Source organism: Caulobacter sp. FG7, assembly GCF_057808875.1.
Window position 1 is genome coordinate 38,255 of sequence record NZ_JBMDIW010000002.1, and the last position, 20,000, is coordinate 58,254.

At 69.9% G+C, this 20,000-nt stretch carries 23 protein-coding genes; 16 read left to right on the forward strand and 7 right to left on the reverse strand.

All coding sequences use genetic code 11. The annotated features are described in order from the left end of the window. The first annotated feature begins 121 nt into the window (after nt 1-121). Nucleotides 122-403 carry a BrnT family toxin gene (locus ACODR1_RS01935; protein WP_488879154.1) on the forward strand — a complete coding sequence of 94 codons (282 nt, stop codon included), beginning with the start codon at nt 122-124 and terminating at the stop codon, nt 401-403. Next, nucleotides 354-635 carry a BrnA antitoxin family protein gene (locus ACODR1_RS01940; RefSeq protein WP_488878941.1) on the forward strand — a complete coding sequence of 94 codons (282 nt, stop codon included), beginning with the start codon at nt 354-356 and terminating at the stop codon, nt 633-635. Before ACODR1_RS01935 ends, ACODR1_RS01940 begins: the two co-directional genes overlap by 50 nt. Before the next feature lie 10 nt (nt 636-645). Here the strand turns inward: ACODR1_RS01940 and ACODR1_RS01945 are convergent, their stop codons facing one another. Next, on the reverse strand, nt 646-1,767 hold the full coding sequence (locus ACODR1_RS01945; RefSeq protein WP_488878942.1) for an alpha/beta fold hydrolase: 1,122 nt from the start codon (nt 1,765-1,767) through the stop codon (nt 646-648). A gap of 399 nt (nt 1,768-2,166) precedes the next feature. Here ACODR1_RS01945 and ACODR1_RS01950 point away from each other — a divergent pair, with 399 nt between their 5' ends. The 10 genes from ACODR1_RS01950 to ACODR1_RS01995 all read left to right on the forward strand — a co-directional run bounded on the left by ACODR1_RS01950 (nt 2,167) and on the right by ACODR1_RS01995 (nt 9,369). Next, complete coding sequence (locus ACODR1_RS01950; RefSeq protein WP_488878943.1) at nt 2,167-2,574, forward strand: GreA/GreB family elongation factor; 408 nt, start codon at nt 2,167-2,169, stop codon at nt 2,572-2,574. Beyond that, entirely contained in the window at nt 2,564-3,130 is a 567-nt protein-coding gene (locus ACODR1_RS01955; RefSeq protein WP_488878944.1) for a hypothetical protein, read from the forward strand. The genes ACODR1_RS01950 and ACODR1_RS01955 overlap by 11 nt, the downstream gene beginning before the upstream one ends. 230 nt (nt 3,131-3,360) lie before the next feature. Further along, complete coding sequence (locus tag ACODR1_RS01960) at nt 3,361-3,831, forward strand: NUDIX domain-containing protein (protein WP_488878945.1); 471 nt, start codon at nt 3,361-3,363, stop codon at nt 3,829-3,831. Between the two features lie 60 nt (nt 3,832-3,891). After that, entirely contained in the window at nt 3,892-4,992 is a 1,101-nt protein-coding gene (gene ychF, locus ACODR1_RS01965; protein ID WP_277795312.1) for a redox-regulated ATPase YchF, read from the forward strand. 69 nt (nt 4,993-5,061) lie between these two features. Beyond that, entirely contained in the window at nt 5,062-5,898 is an 837-nt protein-coding gene (locus ACODR1_RS01970) for a hypothetical protein (protein ID WP_488878946.1), read from the forward strand. Then, nucleotides 5,895-6,902: a hypothetical protein gene (locus ACODR1_RS01975; RefSeq protein WP_488878947.1), complete on the forward strand. Its 1,008-nt coding sequence runs from the start codon at nt 5,895-5,897 to the stop codon at nt 6,900-6,902. The genes ACODR1_RS01970 and ACODR1_RS01975 overlap by 4 nt, the downstream gene beginning before the upstream one ends. Before the next feature lie 17 nt (nt 6,903-6,919). After that, the gene (locus ACODR1_RS01980) at nt 6,920-7,426 is read left to right on the forward strand and encodes a L,D-transpeptidase family protein (protein WP_488878948.1); all 507 of its coding nucleotides are present in this window, start codon (nt 6,920-6,922) and stop codon (nt 7,424-7,426) included. Then, nucleotides 7,423-7,920 carry a hypothetical protein gene (locus ACODR1_RS01985; RefSeq protein WP_488878949.1) on the forward strand — a complete coding sequence of 166 codons (498 nt, stop codon included), beginning with the start codon at nt 7,423-7,425 and terminating at the stop codon, nt 7,918-7,920. Before ACODR1_RS01980 ends, ACODR1_RS01985 begins: the two co-directional genes overlap by 4 nt. A 67-nt stretch (nt 7,921-7,987) precedes the next feature. Then, a complete protein-coding gene (locus ACODR1_RS01990) occupies nt 7,988-8,686 on the forward strand; it encodes a dienelactone hydrolase family protein (protein WP_488878950.1) in 699 nt (232 codons plus the stop codon). Then, nucleotides 8,683-9,369 (forward strand): dienelactone hydrolase family protein, encoded by a 687-nt coding sequence (locus tag ACODR1_RS01995; protein WP_488878951.1) that lies wholly within the window; start codon nt 8,683-8,685, stop codon nt 9,367-9,369. Before ACODR1_RS01990 ends, ACODR1_RS01995 begins: the two co-directional genes overlap by 4 nt. Nucleotides 9,370-9,375: 6 nt before the next feature. On the opposite strand, the gene ACODR1_RS02000 is transcribed toward ACODR1_RS01995, so the two are convergent. Continuing rightward, the gene (locus tag ACODR1_RS02000) at nt 9,376-9,537 is read right to left on the reverse strand and encodes a hypothetical protein (RefSeq protein ID WP_488878952.1); all 162 of its coding nucleotides are present in this window, start codon (nt 9,535-9,537) and stop codon (nt 9,376-9,378) included. Nucleotides 9,538-9,792: 255 nt separating this feature from the next. Between ACODR1_RS02000 and paoA the strand changes: the two genes are divergently transcribed. The 3 genes from paoA to paoC are packed head-to-tail and all read left to right on the forward strand — an operon-like array spanning nt 9,793 to nt 13,569. Further along, complete coding sequence (paoA, locus tag ACODR1_RS02005) at nt 9,793-10,422, forward strand: aldehyde dehydrogenase iron-sulfur subunit PaoA (protein WP_488878953.1); 630 nt, start codon at nt 9,793-9,795, stop codon at nt 10,420-10,422. After that, entirely contained in the window at nt 10,419-11,369 is a 951-nt protein-coding gene (locus ACODR1_RS02010) for an FAD binding domain-containing protein (RefSeq protein WP_488878954.1), read from the forward strand. Before paoA ends, ACODR1_RS02010 begins: the two co-directional genes overlap by 4 nt. 4 nt (nt 11,370-11,373) lie before the next feature. Continuing rightward, nucleotides 11,374-13,569, forward strand: coding sequence for an aldehyde oxidoreductase molybdenum-binding subunit PaoC (gene paoC, locus ACODR1_RS02015; protein ID WP_488878955.1), 2,196 nt, complete (start codon nt 11,374-11,376; stop codon nt 13,567-13,569). 176 nt (nt 13,570-13,745) lie between these two features. Here the strand turns inward: paoC and ACODR1_RS02020 are convergent, their stop codons facing one another. Continuing rightward, nucleotides 13,746-14,483, reverse strand: coding sequence for a LytTR family DNA-binding domain-containing protein (locus ACODR1_RS02020; protein ID WP_488878956.1), 738 nt, complete (start codon nt 14,481-14,483; stop codon nt 13,746-13,748). Nucleotides 14,484-14,627: 144 nt separating this feature from the next. Between ACODR1_RS02020 and ACODR1_RS02025 the strand changes: the two genes are divergently transcribed. Next, the gene (locus ACODR1_RS02025; RefSeq protein WP_488878957.1) at nt 14,628-15,263 is read left to right on the forward strand and encodes a DUF2306 domain-containing protein; all 636 of its coding nucleotides are present in this window, start codon (nt 14,628-14,630) and stop codon (nt 15,261-15,263) included. Here ACODR1_RS02025 and ACODR1_RS02030 read toward each other — a convergent pair. The 4 genes from ACODR1_RS02030 to ACODR1_RS02045 form a co-directional block, all read right to left on the reverse strand. Further along, nucleotides 15,260-16,324: a hypothetical protein gene (locus ACODR1_RS02030; protein WP_488878958.1), complete on the reverse strand. Its 1,065-nt coding sequence runs from the start codon at nt 16,322-16,324 to the stop codon at nt 15,260-15,262. The genes ACODR1_RS02025 and ACODR1_RS02030 overlap by 4 nt on opposite strands. A 128-nt stretch (nt 16,325-16,452) precedes the next feature. Next, nucleotides 16,453-17,670 carry an RtcB family protein gene (locus ACODR1_RS02035; RefSeq protein ID WP_488878959.1) on the reverse strand — a complete coding sequence of 406 codons (1,218 nt, stop codon included), beginning with the start codon at nt 17,668-17,670 and terminating at the stop codon, nt 16,453-16,455. A 503-nt stretch (nt 17,671-18,173) separates the two neighbouring features. Then, nucleotides 18,174-18,299, reverse strand: a complete 126-nt coding sequence (locus tag ACODR1_RS02040) for a hypothetical protein (RefSeq protein ID WP_058349058.1) — start codon at nt 18,297-18,299, stop codon at nt 18,174-18,176. Nucleotides 18,300-18,468: 169 nt separating this feature from the next. Then, on the reverse strand, nt 18,469-19,911 hold the full coding sequence (locus ACODR1_RS02045) for a protein adenylyltransferase SelO (RefSeq protein WP_488878960.1): 1,443 nt from the start codon (nt 19,909-19,911) through the stop codon (nt 18,469-18,471). Nucleotides 19,912-20,000 lie beyond the last annotated feature (89 nt).

Here is a 20,000-nt window from a genome sequence, read left to right on the forward strand (position 1 = left end):
TATTGTAACTACAAAATTTGACTCGTGGTCTTTTTGACGTTACAAAAATTCTGCGCGGTCGCCGACGCGCTTGACGGAAGAGCAGATGTGAAACCGCTTAGCGCCAAGGCGACAATCGATGATGGAACTCGAATGGGATGAGACTAAGCGCTCGCTGACCCTGACCCATCGTGGGCTGGATTTTTCCGATGCGAGCTTCGTCTTCGAAGGCAGGCAGCTGACCCTAGAGGATGATCGCGTCGAGTATGGGGAGATCCGCTACCAGACGATCGGCCGCCTCAACGGCCGAATGGTCATGGTGGTTTGGACACCACGAGGTCAGGCACGACGCATCATCTCGATGAGAGAGTGCAATGACAGGGAACAACAACGATACGCGCCCCGTCTGGACAGATCCGGATGACGCGCCCGAATGGTCCGACGAGGCGCTCGATCGGGCCGAACTGAAGGACGGCGACCGCGTCCTGCGCCCCGCGACAGGGACGCTGACTCGGCGCGGCCGCCCGAAGCTCGAAACGCCCAAGAAGCAGGTGACCCTGCGCCTTGACCAAGACGTCATCGACAAGCTTCGCGAGGACGGCCCCGGCTGGCAAAGCCGGGCCAACGAACTTCTGAGAAAGGCGGTCGGCATCTGAGCCGATCGCCCTACTTCGCCGGCTTCTCCACCGCCAGCGGCCGCACCTTCTCCACCAGTTCGACCAGGAACCTGCCCGGCTCCTCGTGCGGGGGAAGGTGGGCGGAGTGTTCGAACCAGACGAGCTGCTTCTTCGGGGCTTTCAGCCGCGTCAGCCACGGCTCGATCACCGACGAGGGCGTGGTGATGTCGTGGCGGCCCAGGAACATGAAGACCGGGAACTTGGTCGCCGCGATCTTCGTTTGATCCACTGCGGCCATGTCGGGCAGCAGGGCCGGCACCGACAGCTGGCCGCCCTGGTCGATGGCCAGGCGGTCGGCATAGTCGTAGAGCGGCGACAGGCGGGCGGCGCGGAAATAGAAGTCGGCGTTGTCGCGATAGGCGGCCAGCCCGCCGTAGGCCATCACCCACTTGCGCACGACATTGACCTTGGCGAACGGGATCTCGCCGTCGCCGGGATAGGGCGCCAGGGCCTTCAGCTCGGCCAGCGCCGTCTCGTCCTTGCGCTCGGCGGCGATCTTCAGCAGGGCTTCGTACTGGGCCGCCTCATTGGCGCGCAGGGAAAACAGCGGGCCGACGCCGACATAGGCCGCAACCAGGTCCGGCCGGGCCATGGCCGCGTCCATCGCGATGACATTGCCCCAAGAGTGGCCGAGCAGGATCACCTTGCGCGCGCCGACGCGGGTCCGCACGTCGTCGATCAGGGCCAGCAGGTCCTTGGTCATCTGGGCGCGCGACAGGTGAGTGCGGTTGGCCGCCTCGCCGCCCGAGCGCAGGGTCTTGCCCGCGCCCGGCTGGTCCCACTGCACGACGGTGAAATAGTCCTCCCAGCCCTGCTGGTAGGGCCAGGAGCGGCCCATCTCGGTCGCGCCCGGCCCGCCATGGACGTAGATGATCACCGGATTGCTCTTGTCGGTTCCGCGGATCGACACCCACTGCGGCAGGCCGTTCAGGTTCACCTGCTCCATCACCTGGATCCCGTTCGGCGTCACGATCTTCTGGCGGTCGGCGATCATCGCCCGGGCGGTGGCGTAGTGGGCCTCGGTCGGCGGCGGCGCATTGGGGTCCTGGGCCAGGGCGGGACCGGCCAGCAGGGCGGCGACGACAATGGCGGCCGACAGACGACGGAACATGGAAACGACTCTCCGGACGCGAAGGACCCACGACCCGTTTAGCCGCCGCCAGCCGCCTCGGCGACCCATGTCGTGCGAACGGCGCTCGTCACCGATTGCCTGATTTGACAGCAGCGCTGCCTGACCTATGATGCCGTCACCATGTATCGCATCGAATTCTTCAATCGCGAGCAGCATAGGGCGGGCCACCTCATCGCAGGAGCCTAGTCCCGAGCCCCTATCGACGCGCCTGCGCCGGGCTTGGGACGAAAACCACATCGACAACAGCGTTGCGCAAGACTTCGACACATAACCGGTCGAGGTCCAGAAAACTTGCGCCCATACCCCCATTACTACGGCGCGCGGCCTAGGGCTGCGACGCCGCGCCATGCCGCATGGCCAAACGCCAGGAGCGCCTCGATGCCTGCCTCCCCGCCCGTTTCCAAACGCGATCCGCGTCCGCCGATCACCGTCTGCGCCGAGGACTACGACGCCCTGGCCGCCCTGGTCGCCCATCCCAGCGCCGCGCCTGGGCAAGCCCTGCTGGCCGTCGAGCTCGAGCGCGCCGCCGTGGTCGAGGGCGTCCTGGCCGCCAACCGCGTGCGGCTGGGTTCGGAGGTCGACTATCACGACCTCGACCGCGACCGGATGCGCACCATCCGCCTGGCCCTGCCGCACGAGGCCAGCATCGACGAGCACCGGGTGTCGGTCACCGCCCCGATCGGCGCGGCGCTGCTGGGCCTCAAGCCCGGTCAGCGCTTCTCGTGGGCCGAGGCCGGCGGCCGGGTGCGCTCGATCAAGGTGCTGGCGGTGCGCAATGACGGCTGACGACGCGCCGGGCCCCTGCCCCAGCCCCGGCCACGGCCTGAGCACCGCCGCCGCGACCGCCCTGCTGGCCGCCGCCGACCAAGTGGAGCAGGCCTCGTCCGGCGCCACGCCGCGCGAGGCCGCCACGCGCCTGTCGCTGCACGCCGAGGATCTGGCCCATTCCCCCGTGGCCCGCGACCAGCTCCTGAGCCGCGCCCTGGAGCTGGCGGCCGGCGACCTTTCGAATGGCCGCCGCCCGCTGGCCCATTGGCCGCTGTTCTTCGCCGAGGAGATGACGCCGTCGCTGGAGGCCCGCGAGGACGTGCGCGCCTGGGTGCTGGCCGGGGCCGACCCGATGCTGGCCGACGGCGAGGCGGTGGCCGAGGCCGTCGAGGCCCGGGCCGTGCGCGAACTGGGCGACGCCTTCGAGACGGCGCGCGGCCTCACCCGCCGCCTGCGCGTCGAGGCCTGGCTGCAGCTGGCGCTGTGGGACGACCCCCGCATCCCGGCCAATGCCGAGACCCGCTTCCTGATGCGCGCCGGCGGCCGGCGGCTGATGGCGCGGGTGGGGGACTAGGGAGAACGAGCGCGGCGGGAAACCGCCGCGCGGACTGCATCAGTCGATGCGGCCGAACTCGAAGGCGTTCAGGCCGACGATGACGCCCAGGAAGATGGCGATGATCAGGATCGCGAGCATGTTGGCGCCGCTCCGGCTTGGTTGTTGTTTCCTCGCCTCCGGCTTTAGCGGCCAATGTTCGGTGGAGCAAGGCCTGCCCCTCGCCGCCGAAACAGCCTAGCCTGCGCGCCATGCTCTGGCGCCGTAAAGTCGAACCCTACACCCGTCCCTTCATCTATGCCTGGTTCCGCATGACCCGAGGCCTGACGCTGGGCGTGCGCGGCCTCGCCACCGACGCGGAAGGCCGCGTGCTGATGATCCAGCACACCTATGTCCCCGGCTGGTACCTGCCGGGCGGCGGGGTCGAGCGCGGCGAGGTCGCCGAGACCTCGCTGATCCGAGAGATGCAGGAAGAAGCCGGCGTGCGCGTCATCGGCCGCCCCACCCTGCTGTCGGTGCACAGCAACGAGCCGCGCCACCCGGGCGACCACGTCCTCTTCTACCGCGTCCACGCCTGGGAGCCGTGCGAAGCGGCCCAGCAGGGCGAGATTCACGAGATCGGCTGGTTCCATCCCGACGAACTGCCCGACGACGTCACCGACGCCACCCGCCAGCGCATCGCCGAAGCCCTGAAGGGCGCGGACATCGATCCGATGTGGTGAGGGCGGACTTCCGGCGCGATCCGTGCTAAGCGCCCGCCCAACGAAATTCACGAGAGTTCCATGGCCCTGAAAGTCGCCATCGTCGGCCTGCCCAACGTCGGCAAGTCCACCCTGTTCAACGCCCTGACCCAGACGGCGTCGGCCCAGGCCGCCAACTATCCGTTCTGCACCATCGAGCCGAACACCGGCGACGTGGCCGTGCCCGAAGCGCGCCTGAACGCCCTGGCCGCCATCGCCGGCTCCAAGGAAATCATCCCGGCCCGCATCAACTTCGTCGACGTCGCCGGCCTGGTGCGCGGCGCCAGCAAGGGCGAAGGCCTGGGCAACCAGTTCCTGGCCAACATCCGCGACTGCGACGCCGTGGCCTTCGTGGCCCGGTGCTTCGAGGACGGCGACATCACCCACGTCGAAGGCCGCATCGACCCGATCGCCGATCTCGAGATCATCGAGATGGAGCTGATGCTGGCCGACCTGGAAAGCCTGGAAAAGCGCCTGCCCAACGTCGAGAAGCGCGCCAAGAGCGGCGGCGACAAGGAAATGATCGCCACCCTGCGCCTGATCAACCTGGCGCTTGAGCAGCTGCGCGCCGGCCGCCCGGCCCGCGCCGCGAAGGTCGACAAGGAAGACGCCAAGGCCTGGGCCATGCTGCAGCTGCTGACCTCGCTGCCGGCCCTCTATGTCTGCAACGTCGACGAAGCCAGCGCCGACAAGGGCAACAAGTTCTCGGACCTGGTGGCCGAGCGCGCCAAGACCGACAACGCCAACAGCGTGGTCATCTCGGCCCAGATCGAGAGCGAGATCGCCCTGCTGGACGAAGCCGAGCGCACCGAGTTCCTCGAGACCCTGGGCCTGGAAGAGCCGGGCCTGAACCGCCTGATCCGCGAGGCCTACAAGCTCCTGGGCCTGCAGACCTACTTCACGGTCGGCCCCAAGGAAGCCCGCGCCTGGACGATCCCGGTGGGCGCCACCGGCCCGCAGGCGGCCGGCGTGATCCACACCGACTTCGAGAAGGGCTTCATCCGCGCCGAGACCATCGCCTACGAGGACTACGTCAAGCTGAACGGCGAGGCGGGCGCCAAGGAAGCCGGCAAGATGCGTTCGGAAGGCAAGGAGTACGTCGTCAAGGACGGCGACGTGATGCACTTCCGCTTCAACGTTTGATTGCCGACTTGAAATAGTTCGCGTTTGAGCCAAGCTTCGCCGCAGTTGTTCGGGGGAGCTTGGCTCAGCGTGAAACCAGTATCGTTCGGGCGCGCCGCATGGGCTGGCGGGGCCCTGCTGGCGGTTCTTGCCGTCACCGGCGGTCAGTCCGCCGCCCAGACCCGCACCCAATCGGCCAGCTACGTCATCCTGCCGACGACCGCCCCCGAGGGCGTGCAGGTCGCCAAGAAGGGCGAGCCGCTGCTGGTGCAGCAGGCCGTCGCCCCGCGCGCCGCGCGCCTGACCGCCCAGGCGACCCTGGGCAGCGGCAAGAAGGCCACCGTCTTCCCCGTCGGCGCCAAGATGTTCGGCGTGCCCTCGCAGGGCGGGTTCGCCTACTGCGCGGTGTCCGAGGGCAAGCGCTGGTGGTCCAGCGCCACCTTCTCGTGCTTCGAGGACGTCGACGCCGACGGCGACTTCGACCAGGTGCGGCCGTCGGGCTCGCCGTTCATGAACGTGGCCCTGTTCGTGTTCACCCTGGGCGCGCCCAAGCCGCTGGAGACCTCGGTCGCCTACGAGCGCACGCCCTATGCCGAAGGGCCTTCGGTCGACTTCGGCCTGATCTGGAACGCCCAGGCTCCCCGGGCCAGGGAGGGCGAGCCGACCAAGCCCGGCTCGGTGACCGTCCAGCCGGCCTTCGAGAGCCCCCTGGGCTTCCAGGCCATCCGCAACGGCGGCGCCACCCGCCCGCTGCGAGACGAGGACAGCCCGGCCAGCGTCACCATCCGCGGCTCCCGCATCGACGTGCTGGGCCTGACCCCCGAGGGCGACCTGCGCTATCGCGTGGTCGAGGCCATCCCCGCGCAGGTCGACCGCGTGACGCTGTCGATCACCACCACGACCACCTACATTCCGATCTACCGATGAGCCGCTCGATCCCAGCCATCCTTCTGGTCGCCGCAGGCCTCGCCTCCGCCGGCCTGACCGCCGCCGCCGCCGCCGCCGCCCAGGAGGCCAAGCCGGCCGCCCCGCCGCTGGCCATTCCCCCCGTCCAGCGCGAGCCGCTGAAGGTCCCGGTGGGCAGCGCCGCCCGGCAGACGCCGGGCGCGTCGCCGATCCGCTTCCAGCTCCCCAAGACCTGGGATGATCTGCCGCCGAGCGTGCAGCAGAGCCTGACCCCCATGCTCGACAAGGCGCCGCCGCAGTCGCGGCTGGTGGTCGAGCAGGCGCTCGAGCCGTTCGCCGCCCGCTCGATCGATCAGCGCGCCGTCATCGGCGTGCAGGTGGTGCGCCCCGCGCCGGGCGTCACCCTGACCAGGATGCCCGACGACAAGCCCCGCCTGGGCGCCGCCGGCGAGGCGCTGTGGCCCGCCGTGGTCGACGGCCGGACGGTCTATTGCCGCCGACAGAAGCCGGCCGCGGGCGACGTCTACTGCTTCGCCGACAAAGACGACGACGGCCGCTTCGAAAGCCTGACCCGGTCCTATTCCGACAGCCTGCGCCCCGGCAGCGTCTTCCAGATCTCCGAGGCGGGCCGCCCCGAGAAACTGCTGGCCCCGGCGCCCTACACCAAGTCCGGAGCGACCGCGCCGTTCACCGAGCTGCTGGGCCTGCGCTATGGCGGCCCGGTGCAGGGCAGGATCTCGCCCGACGGCAAGCTGCGCGACGGGGTAGTCGAGTTCCAGGTCGTGGCCGGCCCCAACCGCGAGGCCCTGTTCGACAGCGACCCCCAGGTCGTCGAGATCGAAGACGGCAAGGGCGAACTGGTCCTCGGCGCCTACCGCATCGAGATCTCCGACGTCACGGTCGACGGTCCGGCCACCGTGCGGCTGGTCTCGGGCATGACGGCGGGCGAGACCCTGCTGTCGCCGCCGATCGGCAAGGAGGACGTGGTCAGGATGCTGCGCGAGCGGTTGGGCGCGGCGAACTGAGACGCACCGGCTTTCTCATGCGCCCCGTTCTCGCCGCCCTGGCGGTCCTCACCCTGGCCGGCTGCGGCATGGCCGCCGCCCAGCCGCCGAAGGTCGAGGGTTCGGTCGACCGCATCGTGGTCGAGAAGGCCGCCCACCGCATGAGCCTCTATGCCGGCGACCGCCTCGTGCGGACCTATGCGATCTCGCTGGGCGGCGGGGGGCTGGCGCCCAAGGTCCGCGCGGGCGACCGGCGCACGCCCGAGGGCGACTACCGCATCACCGGCCGCAACCCGCGCAGCCGCTATCACCTGGCCCTGCGCATCGGCTATCCGACCCCGGCCCAGACGGCGACGGCCCGCGCCAAGGGGATCGATCCCGGCGGCGACATCATGATCCACGGCCTGCCCAACGGCCGCGGCGCCCTCTCGGCGCTCTACAAGGGCCGCGACTGGACCGACGGCTGCATCGCGCTCACCGATCCCGAGATAGAAGAGGTCTGGACGCTGGTGCGCGACGGCGCGCGGGTGAGGATCACGCCATGACCGACGTCGACGCCCCGGCCCCGCCGCCGCGCCTGCCCTTCGTGGTCAGGCCGTCCAACTGGAAGAACTGGGTCAGCACGGCCCTGTTCGCCGCCATCGGCCTGGTGATGCTGATGTTCGCCTCGCCGGCGCTGCGCGGGGTGGGAATCTGGCTGCTCGGAGCCGGCGTCGCCCTATCCTGCGCGTGCAACCTGCTGGGCGCCCTGGACCGCCGGGCGCGCCTCGTGCTCGACCGCGACGGCCTGCGCTGGCGCCCCCATCTCTGGACGCCGCTGCGCTTCGCGCCGTGGAGTCAGGTGCGCGCCGTCGGCCACCGCGACCATCCCCGCAACCACGACGACGGCTGGCTGGAGCTGGACCTGGACAGCGTCCCGGGCGAGCGCGTCTCGATCCGCATCGGCGGCCAGAACGCCTGGGGCGAAGACCTGCCGGACATGATCCGCGCCCTGGCCCCGCACGTCCGGCTGATGGACTTCGACGACGGCGCGCCTTGACCGGAAGGGCGGCGCGGTTCTGGATGCGCGCGCCTGACCAAGGCGCCTCGAAGACGCCGGAGATCCCATGTCGCAGACCCTCACCCTGACCTCCGCCATCGACGGCTTTTCGTTCACCGCCGGCCACGTCCAGCCGCAAGGCGAGCGCAAGGGCGGGGTGGTGGTGATCCAGGAGATCTTCGGCCTGGACCAGTACGTGCAGGCCGACCTCGCGCGCTGGGCCGCGCGCGGCTACGAGGCCATCGCGCCGTCGCTGTTCGACCGGGTCGAGCGCGGCTACGTCGCCGAGCACGACCCCGAGGGCTTCCAGAACGGCGTCGCCGCCGTCGGCAAGGTGGGCATGCCGGCCATGCTGTCGGACATCCAGGCCTGCATCGACGCCCTGAAGGACAAGGGCCCGGTGTTCGCCGTCGGCTACTGCATGGGCGGCTCGCTGGTGTGGCTGGCGGCCTCGAAGCTGGAAGGCCTGGCGGCGGGCTCCAGCTATTACGGCAGCCAAGTGCGGGCCAACGCCGCCCTGCCGCTGCACTGTCCGGTGATCGTCCACCTGGGCGCCCAGGACGCCCACATCGACGCCGAGGCGACCAAGGCCGCCATCTGGACGACGCACCCCGACGTGCCGGTCCATGTCTACGAGGCCAGCGGCCACGGCTTCAACAACGACGGCCGCCCCGACAGCGACCTCGCCGACGCCGAACTGGCCCGCGAGCGCACCGTGGCCCTGTTCGAGGAAGTCGCCGCATCCCAGGGCGGGGCAGGCGCATGAGCACGACCGGAACCCGCATCGCCCTTTGCGACCGCGACGGCGGTCCGCTGTCGGCCTTCCACGTCCAGCCGGGCGAGGCGCGCCGGGGCGGCCTCGTCGTCCTGCACGCCATCTGGGGGATCACCCCGCACATCCGCGAATTCAGCGAAAGCCTGGCCGAGCACGGCTACGAGGTGATCGCCCCCGACCTGCTGGACAGCGCCGACGCCCCCTGGCCCGAGCACAACACCGACCCCGCGATCCTCGACCAGCGCATGGCGCTGGGCGAGCAGGCCGGCTGGGGTGCGGCCAGTGTGCCGCGCGTCCAGGCCGCCATCGACGCCCTGGAGGGTCCGGTCTTCGTCCTGGGCTTCTGCTTTGGCGGCACCACCGCCTGGCTCTCCGCCACCCGCGCCCACGGCGTGACGGCGGTCTCGTGTTTCTACGGCGGCGACATCGTGCGCTATCGCGACGAGACGCCCAAGGTCCCGACCATCCTGCACTTTGGCAAGACCGACGAGATGATCCCGCCCGCCGACGTGGCGGCGATCGAGGCGGCCCATCCCGACCTGCCGATCTTCCAGTACGACGCCGGCCACGCCTTCGTCGCCCCCAGCGGACACCACGCCGACAGCGCCCGCCTGTCGATGCTGCGCACGCTGCAGCTCTTCCAGCGCTCGGGCGGGAGCAAGGGCGAGGCGTAGGGCCGCCTAGGTCGCCTCCACCGCATAGAAGGTGTTGAAGCCGACGAACATCGCCACGGCCAGCACGGCGATGACGATGGCGACCAGGGCCAGCACCTTGACGTGCTTGCGCTTGACCGGCTTGGGCTGCTGGTCGGGGTGGGTGTCGGGCTTGGTGTCGAGGTCCATGCGATCTCCATCGGGTTCGCCCGGACAACGCCGCGACCGCGCCGATCGCTCCGCGGCGTCCGCCGCAACGCGCGAAACCCGATCCGGATTGTTGAGCAGCGCTCAACACCCCATGCACCGCCAGGCGCCTAATGCGCCGTCCCCGCCGCTGTTACGCTTCGCGTCTTTCGCTGGGCCGACACCCGCGACGAAACCGCCCGCGCGCCCAGCCGCTTAGATCGCGGCCCCTTGGCGCGTGGAGGACCGGAGGATGGGATGGCGATACTCGACGACCTTCAGCTTTCCAGGCGCGAAGTGATGGCGACCGGCGCCGCCGTCGGCGTTGCGGCCGCCCCGGGCGCGGCCGGCGCCGCGCCCGTTGAACCAGGGCCTTCGCTGATGAAGGTGTCCTTCACGGTCAACGGCCAGCGCCAGACCCTGGAGCTGGACACCCGCACCACCCTGCTGGACGCCCTGCGCGAGCACCTGAAGCTGACCGGCAGCAAGAAGGGCTGCGACCACGGCCAGTGCGGCGCCTGCACGGTCATCGTCGACGGCCGGCGGATCAATTCCTGCCTGTCGCTGGCGGTGATGCACGAGGGCGACGAGGTCACCACCATCGAGGGCCTGGGAACGCCGGAAAAGCTGCACCCGCTGCAGGCGGCCTTCGTCAAGCACGACGGCTACCAGTGCGGCTACTGCACGCCGGGCCAGATCTGCTCGGCCAAGGCGGTGCTCGATGAGATCAAGGCCGGCGTGCCCAGCCACGTCACCGCCGACCTCAACGCCAAGGTCCAGTTCAGCGAGGATGAGCTGCGCGAGCGGATGAGCGGCAACATCTGCCGTTGCGGGGCCTATTCCAACATCGTCGCGGCCGTGGCCGAAGTCGCGGGAGGAAAGGCATGAAAGCGTTTTCCTACGAGCGCGCCAGAAGCCCGCGCGAAGCCGCCGCCGCCGTCGCCGCCGACCCGACCGCCCGCTTCATCGCCGGCGGCACCAACCTGCTCGACCTGATGAAGCTGGAGATCGAGACACCCACGCGCCTCGTGGACGTGAACGGTCTGAAGCTGGACGAGATCGCGCCGACCAAGGACGGCGGCCTGCGCATCGGGGCCCTGGTGCGCAACACCGACCTGGCCGCCGACAAGCGGGTGCGCAAGGACTACGGCGTGCTGTCGCGGGCCCTGCTGGCCGGCGCCTCGGGCCAGTTGCGCAACAAGGCCACCACCGCCGGCAACCTGCTGCAGCGCACCCGCTGCCCCTACTTCTACGACACCAACATGCCCTGCAATAAGCGCACCCCCGGCGCAGGCTGCTCGGCGATCGGCGGCTTCACCCGCAGCCTGGCCGTGCTGGGCGCCAGCGAGGCCTGCATCGCCACCCACCCCAGCGACATGGCCGTGGCCCTGCGCGTGCTGGACGCCACGGTCGAGACCGTGACGCCGGACGGGACCGAGCGCTCGATCCCGATCGCCGAGTTCCACCGCCTGCCGGGGCAGACGCCCCATGTCGAGACCGCCCTGGCGCGTGGCGAACTGATCACCTCGGTGACCCTGCCCAGGCCCATCGGCGGGGTTCACGCCTATCGCAAGGTGCGCGACCGGGCCTCCTACGCCTTCGCCCTCGTCTCGGTGGCCAGCGTCATCCACAAGGATGGCGGCGGCCGCATCGCCCTGGGCGGCGTCGCCCACAAGCCCTGGCGGGTGGAGGCGGCGGAAGGCTCGCTGTCGCGCGGCGCAAAAGCCATCTCCGAGGGCCTGCTGGCCGGCGCGAGGACCACCAGCCAGAACGCGTTCAAGCTGACCTTGGCGCAGCGCGCCATCGGCGCGGCCGTCACCGAAGCGAGGGGTTGAGGCCATGAAGTTCGACACCCCCGCCACCACCAATCCGATCGACCAGCTGAAGGTGGTCGGCAAGCCGGTCGACCGCATCGACGGGCCGCTGAAGACCACCGGCCGCGCCCCCTACGCCTATGAGCGCCACGACGCGATTCCGCACATCGCCTACGGCTACGTGGTCGGCGCGGCCATCGCCAAGGGACGCATCACGTCCATGGACACCTCGCGCGCCAAGGCCGCGCCGGGCGTGCTGGCCATCGTCACCGCCGCCGAGGCCGGCAAGCTGGCCAAGGGCGACTTCAACACCGCCATGCTGCTGGGCGGCCCGGAGATCCAGCACTACCACCAGGCCATAGCCATCGTCGTGGCCGAGACCTTCGAGCAGGCCCGCGCCGCCGCCGGCCTGGTGAAGGTGGACTACGAGCGCGCCAAGGGGACCTTCGACCTGGCCTCGGCCAAGGACGGGGCGACCAAGCCCAAGGACGGCGGCCCCGACAGCGCGGTCGGCGACTTCGAGGCCGCCTTCGCCGCCGCGCCGGTGAAGCTGGACGAGACCTACATCACCCCCGACCACGGCCATGCGATGATGGAGCCGCACGCCAGCATCGCCGCCTGGAAGGGCGACAAGCTGAGCCTGTGGACCTCGAACCAGATGATCGCCTGGGGCGCCGGCGACGTCGCCAAGACCCTGGGGATACCGCGCGAAAACGTGCGGCTGATGTCGCCGTTCATCGGCGGCGGCTTCGGCGGCAAGCTGTTCGTGCGGGCCGACGCCATCATGGCGGCCCTCGGCGCCAAGGCGGCGGGGCGGCCGGTGAAGGTGGCCCTGACGCGGCCCTTCATGTTCAACAACACCACCCACCGTCCGGCGACCATCCAGCGCATCCGCATCGGGACCGACCGCGCCGGCAAGATCCTGGCTATCGGCCACGAAGGCTGGTCGGGCGACCTGCCCGGCGGCGGACCCGAGACGGCCGTGCAGCAGACCCGCCTGCTCTATGCGGGCGAGAACCGCATGACCAGGACGCGGCTGGCGGTGCTGGACCTGCCGGAGGGCAACGCCATGCGCGCCCCCGGCGAGGCCCCCGGCCTGATGGCGCTGGAGGTGGCGGTCGACGAGCTGGCCGAGAAGCTGGGGATCGACCCCGTCGAGTTCCGGGTGCTCAACGACACCCAGGTCGACCCGGAAAAGCCCAGCCGGCCGTTCTCGCAGCGGCGGCTGAACGAGTGCCTGCGCACCGGCGCCGACAAGTTCGGCTGGAGCCGCCGGGCCAAGCCCGGCCAGGTCCGCGACGGCCGCTGGCTGGTCGGCATGGGCGTGGCGGCGGCCTTCCGCAACAACCTCGTCATGAAGTCGGCCGCCCGCGTGCGGCTGGAGACCAGCGGCGTCGTCACCGTCGAGACCGACATGACCGACATCGGCACCGGCAGCTACACCATCATCGCCCAGACCGCGGCCGAGATGATGGGCGTGCCCCTGACCCGCGTGAACGTGCGCCTGGGCGACTCGTCCTTCCCGGTGTCGGCCGGCTCGGGCGGACAATGGGGCGCCAACAGCTCCACCGCCGGGGTCTACGCCGCCTGCATGAAGCTGCGCGAGGCCGTGGCCGACAAGCTGGGCCTGGATCCGGCAAAGGCCGAGTTCGCCGACGGCCGGGTGAAGCTGGGCAATCAGAGCCTGCCGCTGGAGCAGGCCGCCGCCTCGGGCCCGGTCACCGCCGAGGACTTCATGGAGTACGGCGACCTCACCAAGACCCACCAGCAGTCGACCTTCGGCGCGCACTTCGTCGAGGTCGGCGTCGACGCCGACACCGCCGAGATCCGCATCCGCCGGATGCTGGCCGTCTGCGCCGCGGGCCGGATCCTCAATCCGAAGGCGGCCCGCAGCCAGGTGATCGGGGCCATGGTCATGGGCGCCGGCGCGGCCCTGATGGAGGAGCTGGTCGTCGACAAGCGCATCGGCTTCTTCGTCAATCACGACCTGGCCGGCTACGAGGTGCCGGTGCACGCCGACATCCCGCACCAGGAGGTGATCTTCCTGGACGAGACCGACCCGATGTCGTCACCGATGAAGGCCAAGGGCGTGGGCGAACTGGGTATATGCGGCGTCGGCGCCGCGGTGGCCAACGCCGTCTACAACGCCACCGGCGTGCGGGTGCGCGAGTACCCGGTGACGCTGGACAAGCTGCTGGAGAAGATGCCGGTCCTGGCGTGAGGGGCAGCGCTCACTCCCGCGCCGCTACTACAATCCGCTCAATACCCGCGAAGGCGGGGACCCAAGCTGACTTTCAGGATCGCCCACGTCGGCGGCCCACCTTCCACCCACGCTTGGATCCCCGCCTTCGCGGGGAAGCTCGGGGTAGGGGTGGGCCGGAATGACGGACGTTGAACCTAGAACCAGCCGGCGTCCTTCAACACCGGCGCGTGGGTGCGGCTGACCGGTGCGACGAGGCCGCCGGCCAGTCTGGCCTCGCCCGCGCCGCGCCGCCAGCGCACCGCCTCGACCGCCTCGGCCGCCACCCACCACGAGCGGTGCACGCGCCAGCCATGGGCCTGCGCCAGTTCCTCCAGCGCCTCGCTGAAGCGCAGGGTAATCATCTCGGACCCCGCGTCGGTGTGGACCTTCAGATAGTGGTCGTGGGCCTCGACGGCGATCAGCCGCGCCGTCCGGCGCTTGGCCGACAGACGTCGGCGGAAGGCGGCCTCGGCTTCGGGCAGGGGCGCGGCGATGACTGTCCGCGTCTCGACCCTCGGGGCTGCTCGCCGCCAGGCCAGGGCCCGCACCACCATCACCGCCAGCGAGATCGGCCACACCTGCCACAGCAGGCGGACATAGCCGTGCGGCTTGAACGCGCCGCCCATGACCAGATGCTCGGTCGTCAGCACGAACAGCGACACCAGCGGCGTCATCAGCACCGAGACCACGATCACCCGCGGCCAGGTCGCAGGTACGAACCGGCTCAGAACTGCGTCCACGCCGATGCCGATCAGCCCGCCGCCGACCATGCAGATCATCCAGTAGACATAGCGCTGCACCACGGGCGCGCGCTCCGAGGCGAAGGGCCCCAGGAACCCCATCACCAGGCCGATCGCCACCAGCATGGCCAGATCGATCGCCCACCGTCGCACGGCGAGGTTTCCGCCTGCCCTGTCCGTCCCGCTGTCCATGCCGTCCCGTTCGCGCAGCCCCGGCGCCGTTCGCGAAGCAAGGCCTAGCGAGCCGCCGACCGTCCGGCAACGAGGTTGCGCCAATTCGCAACGGGGACCTTAGCCTTGACCGCCACGACCGCCGCCCTCCACCCAGCGCCTATGTCCTGGCGCGCCCGTCTCGCCTGGATCGCCATCGGCCTTCTCTGCCTGGGGATCGCCGCCTACTCCGCGCGCTACCTGCTCAGCCCGCCCCAGACCCCGGCCCAGGCCCTGGGCAATCCGCGCGGGGTTCCGTGGCTGGTCATCCACATCGCCGGCTCGGTCACCGCCCTTGTGCTGGGGTCGGTGCAGTTCATTCCCGCCCTGCGCCGGGGCGCGGTCCCGCCGCACCGCTGGACCGGACGGGTCTACGTGCTGGGGTGCCTGGTCGGCGGCGTCGCGGGCCTGGTCCTGGCGCCCGGCTCCCATGCGGGGCCGATCGCCACGGCGGGTTTTGGCCTGCTCGCGGTCATCTGGATCGCGGTGAACATCCTGGGCTGGCGCGCGGCCGTGCAGGGCCGCTTGGTCGAGCACCGCCGCTGGATGATCCGCTCCTGGGCCCTGACCCTGGCGGCCGTCACCCTGCGGCTCTACCTGCCGCTGGTGATGGTCCTCGACCTGCCGTTCCTGCCCTGGTACCGCGCCATCTCGTTCCTGGCCTGGGTTCCCAACCTGATCGCCGCCGAGCTCTGGCTGCGGCGCGCGGGCAGGCGCGACTAGACCGGCTCGAGCGAACCGACCGGGTCGCCTTCGCCGCCGTCGATACCGACCGCAGTCAGGTCCAGCACCTGAACCTCGGTACGCACGGGATTGACGCCGAAGAACCGTCCCTTGACCACCGCCTCGCCGGAGACGCGGCCCGAGACCGACGAGCCCAGGCGCAAGGTCGCGGTGAACGGCGCGATGACCCGGGCGTACTCGACCATCACCCGATAGCCATAGACCCGTCCCGGCGGAACCTCGACCAGCACCTGAGACGGGTCGTCCACCATCTCCTGTTCCAGGTTCTCGGGAGACCCCTCCGCCATGGGATGGATCGGGCGCTCGAGAACTTCGCGGTTGAGGCCGGCCTCCGCAGCGAGGTCGAAACCGAAGGCCCGGCCAAGCGCCGGCAGCCCGCCGCGCTTGCTGGCCTCGTCGACGACGAACGCCCGCTCGATCTTGTAGGCGGGCGCCGCCCAGCGTACGTCGGTCAGCAGCGTGTCGCCCGCGCGGTTGTCGACCGTCATGACCGGTCCCGGCCGCCCGGCCAGATACTCGAGCTCGACCGACCCCTTCCCGGCGTACCGCAGGTCGGCGACGATCACCTGGCCGTTTTCGACCAGCAGATCCCAGCACTCGTTGTTGGCGCCGCGGTCCCAGGGATAGACGCCGATGTCGCCGCGCGGGTCGGAGCGATAGACGTTCAGCTTGCGTTCCCAGTCGAGGCGGGTGTTCAGGGCGACCCAGCCGTTCACCGCTTCGGCGCGCCAGACCTGCCGCACCTCGCCCGGAACGAACGGCGTCAGGTGCACGAGCCCCTCGGGCGTCTCGTAGCCGCCAGCCCTGGGCGTCGAGTAGCGCCGGGTTCGATAGGTCAGGGCCAGGCCGCTGGCCAGGTGCCGCAGCACCGACCCGTCCTGCGCGGTGTCCTCGGCCGTCCACAACTGCTCGAAGGCGCCGACCAGCGGCTGCAGCGCCACCTTGCCGCCGTCGCCTTTCGTCAGGGCGAAGCGCTCGTCGCCGGGCAGCTTGGAGACGATGTAGAAGGGCCGGGTCGGGAACGGGACTTCCGTGGGCATGGCGCGCGCCTCAGGTCAACCTTGAGCAGCGGCTTAGCAACAGACGCGCGTGCTGTACGCACCACCCGCCCACAATGGGTAACCCCACGCGGAAACGCCGCCCGGTCTTGCGACCGGACGGCGTCCCGCTATCCCTTTACACAGATGACCTGGCGCAGCGTGTGGACGATCTCAACCAGATCGCTCTGGGCGGCCATGACCGCGTCGATGTCCTTGTAGGCCATCGGGGTTTCGTCGATCACGCCTTCGTCCTTGCGGCATTCCACGCCGGCCGTGGCCGCGACGTGGTCCTCCACCGTGAACCGGCGCTTGGCTTCGTTGCGGCTCATCGCCCGCCCCGCCCCGTGGGAGCAGGTGCAGAACGAGTCCGGGTTGCCCTTGCCGCGCACGATGAACGACTTGGCGCCCATCGAGCCGGGGATGATGCCCAGCTCCCCGGCCTTGGCCGACACCGCGCCCTTGCGGGTCAGGTAGACGTCCTTGCCGAAGTGCTTCTCCTTGGAGACGTAGTTGTGGTGGCAGTTCACCGCTTCCTGCGTCACCACCAGGTCAGGGAAGTGCTCGCGGAGCACGCCCAGCACCTGGTCCATCATCACCTCGCGGTTGGCGCGGGCGTACTTCTGGGCCCAGGCCACCGCGCGCACGTAGTCGACGAAGCCGTCGCTGCCCTCGGCGAAGTAGGCCAGGTCCTCGTCGGGCAGGTTGATGAACCAGCGGCGCATCTCGTGCTTGGCCCGCTCGATGAAGTAGGTCCCGAACCGGTTGCCGACCCCGCGCGAGCCCGAGTGCAGCATCACCCACACGTCGCCGGCCTCGTCGAGGCACAGCTCGACGAAGTGGTTGCCCGTGCCCAGCGTCCCCAGGTGCCCGAACCCGCGCGGGTGGCCGGCCTTGGGGTTGCGCGCGACGATGTCGTCGTACCCGTCCTTCAGGTCGGTCCACTTGGCCGCGGCGATCGCCGGAGGCTCGACCTGCCAGGCGCCCTTGTCGTTGCGGCCGCCGTTGTCGGTGCGGCCGTGCGGTACGGCCGCCTCGATCGACGAGCGGATCGCAAACAGGTTGTCGGGCAGGTGCTCGGCGCGGATCGAGGTGCGCACCGCCATCATGCCGCAGCCGATGTCGACGCCCACGGCGGCCGGGATGATCGCCTTCCACGTCGGGATCACCGAGCCCACGGTCGCGCCCATGCCCCAGTGCACGTCGGGCATCACCGCCACGTGCTTGTGGATGAACGGCAGGCTGGCGACGTTGCGCAGCTGCTTGAGCGCCGAGTCCTCGATCGGCACCCCTTGGGTCCACGCCTTGATCGGCGCGCCCCCGCTTTCGATGTCCATGAAGCCGCTCATGGGCTTCTCCTTTCCAATCCGCCCCTCCCGGCGTCATGGTCGGTGGAATTTCCGCGCAAAAACGAAAAACCCCTCCGGCCAAGGCCAGGAGGGGTTTTCTTCGTACTTCCCGAAATCCTTTCGGACCTAGGCCGTCATCCCCTCCAGCATGCACGCGTCATTACCCTCGACCTGCAGGTCGAGCTGGTAGCTGACGGTCATGAAGGCTGGGGCTTTGCGCGCCATGGTCTTCGAGGTCCTTATCGGGAGGCGGGCGATTACAGGGCTATGCCAATCCGCGCCAGCGCCGAGCGAACGGCGCGCGCGGAAGTTGCGGGCGGTGTGTTGGTTAAGCCACAGGCCGCAGGACCGTCACCAAAGGTCCTCCCCCTGAAGGGGGAGGTGGCCCGGAGGGCCGGAGGGGGAAGCGCCCACTGACGTCGAGAGCGCTGCTGGCTCACCAGCAACTTCCCCCTCAGTCGGCTTCGCCGACAGCTCGCCCTTCAGGGGGAGCATCCTGGCGCTTAAGCCAGTTCCGGCTTGTCCGAGAGCGCTTCGCCGATGGCGCGGGCGCAGCCCGGCAGGCCGAGGGCGCCGATGAACGACAGGGCCACGGCGCAGACCAGCATGATCGGTTGGAAGATGCGCATGCGTTATTCTCCACCTTGTCCCGCCGCCCTCGGGGGAAGGGGTCGGCCGCGGGGTTGATAGACCGCCGTCCAGCACGCTTAAATCGCAAGCTTGACGTTGGTTCCGGGTGCGACTCCGGAAAACTCAGCATGCGGCATAAATGCCTCAAACTTATGTCAGTCGTCCAGTTCACACATCGAGGGCGTAGGCCGCGCGTGCGTTTTCGATCCGCGCCAGCTTGGCGTCGAGCGGCGCCCAGTCGTCGGCCTGGTCGATCGGCGCCCACAGGGCCTCGACCTCCTCGATCTGCAGCTCCTCCGGCTCGGTTCGTCCGAACACGGGATTTTCCAGGCGATCGGGACGATCGGGCTCGAAGCCCGACAGCCGCGTGCGGAAGTCGGCGAAGGCCGGGTCCTGGTAGAGGCCGCCGCGCGGCCCCTCCAGCGCCCGCACCTGCGAGGCCTCGCCACCGAACCAGTCGAAGAAGAACGGCTCCCAGCGCAGGGCCTCGCCGCCGGAAAGCCTGCTCCCCTCAGCCAAGGCCTTGAAGGCGGCGTTGACCAGCGCGACGTCGGCCTCCGCGCCCCGGCTCTTGACCGCCAGCCGCGCGATCATCGCCTCGCGCAGGCCGTCCTTGTAGGCGTCGGAAAAGCGGTTCAGCGCAGCGATCAATCCTGCCTGGTCGGGAGCGGCCAGCACCAGGCAGGCGGCCAGCTGCTGCAGGTTCCAGAACCCCGCCTCCGGCTGGCGGCCGAAGCTGTAGAGGCCCGAATGGTCGAAATAGGCGGCCGTGAAGTTGGGGTCGTTGCGCGGCAGGAACCGCCAGGGGCCGTAGTCGAAGCTCTCGCCCGTGACGACCATGTTGTCGGTGTTGAGCACGCCGTGGACGAAGCCGGCGGTCATCCAGCGGGCGACGAGGCGGGCGGTGCGGGTCACCACCTCCTCGAACATCGCCGTCGGCCGGTCGGGCGCGTCGGCCAGGTGCGGGAAGTAGGTCTCGACCACGTGGTCGACCATCGCCGAGATCAGGTCGGCGCGCTCGAAATAGGCCAGGCGCTGGAAGGTCCCGAAGCGGATGTGGCTGTGCGAGAGCCTGGTCAGCACGGCCGAGCGGGTCGGGCTGGGCTCGTCGCCGCGGGTCAGGGCCTCGCCGGTCTCGATCAGGGAGAAGGCGCGCGAAGTGGGCACGCCCAGGGCCTCCAGCAGGCTCGCGGCCAGGATCTCGCGCATGCCGCCCTTCAGGGTCAGCCGGCCGTCGCCGTGCCGCGACCACGGGGTCTGGCCCGAGCCCTTGGTGGCCAGGTCGAGCAAGCGATCGGTCCCCTCCTCCCGCACCTGCGCGAACAGGAAGCCCCGGCCGTCGCCGAGCTCGGGATTGTAGGATCGGAACTGATGGCCGTGATAGCGCATGGCCAGCGGCTGAGTCTGGGCGCCCGGCAGGGGCTGGAACCTTCCGAAATGCGCGATCCACTCGGCCTCGGCCAGGGTCTCCAGGCCCACTGTCGCGGCGGCCCGATCATTGCGGAACCGCAGGATCGTTTCCGGAAAATCGGCGGCCGCCACCGGGTCGGCGAACTCTCCGCCCAGCGAGGCGAAGCGGGAATCGGGGTGGTAGCGTGCATTGGCCGGCATGGACGCCAGATGCGCCCGCCCCTCGCCCAGTGCAAGGCGAGGCGGCCGAGAGGGCCGTTTTAAGAAGGCCGGCATGTTCGCATAACGCT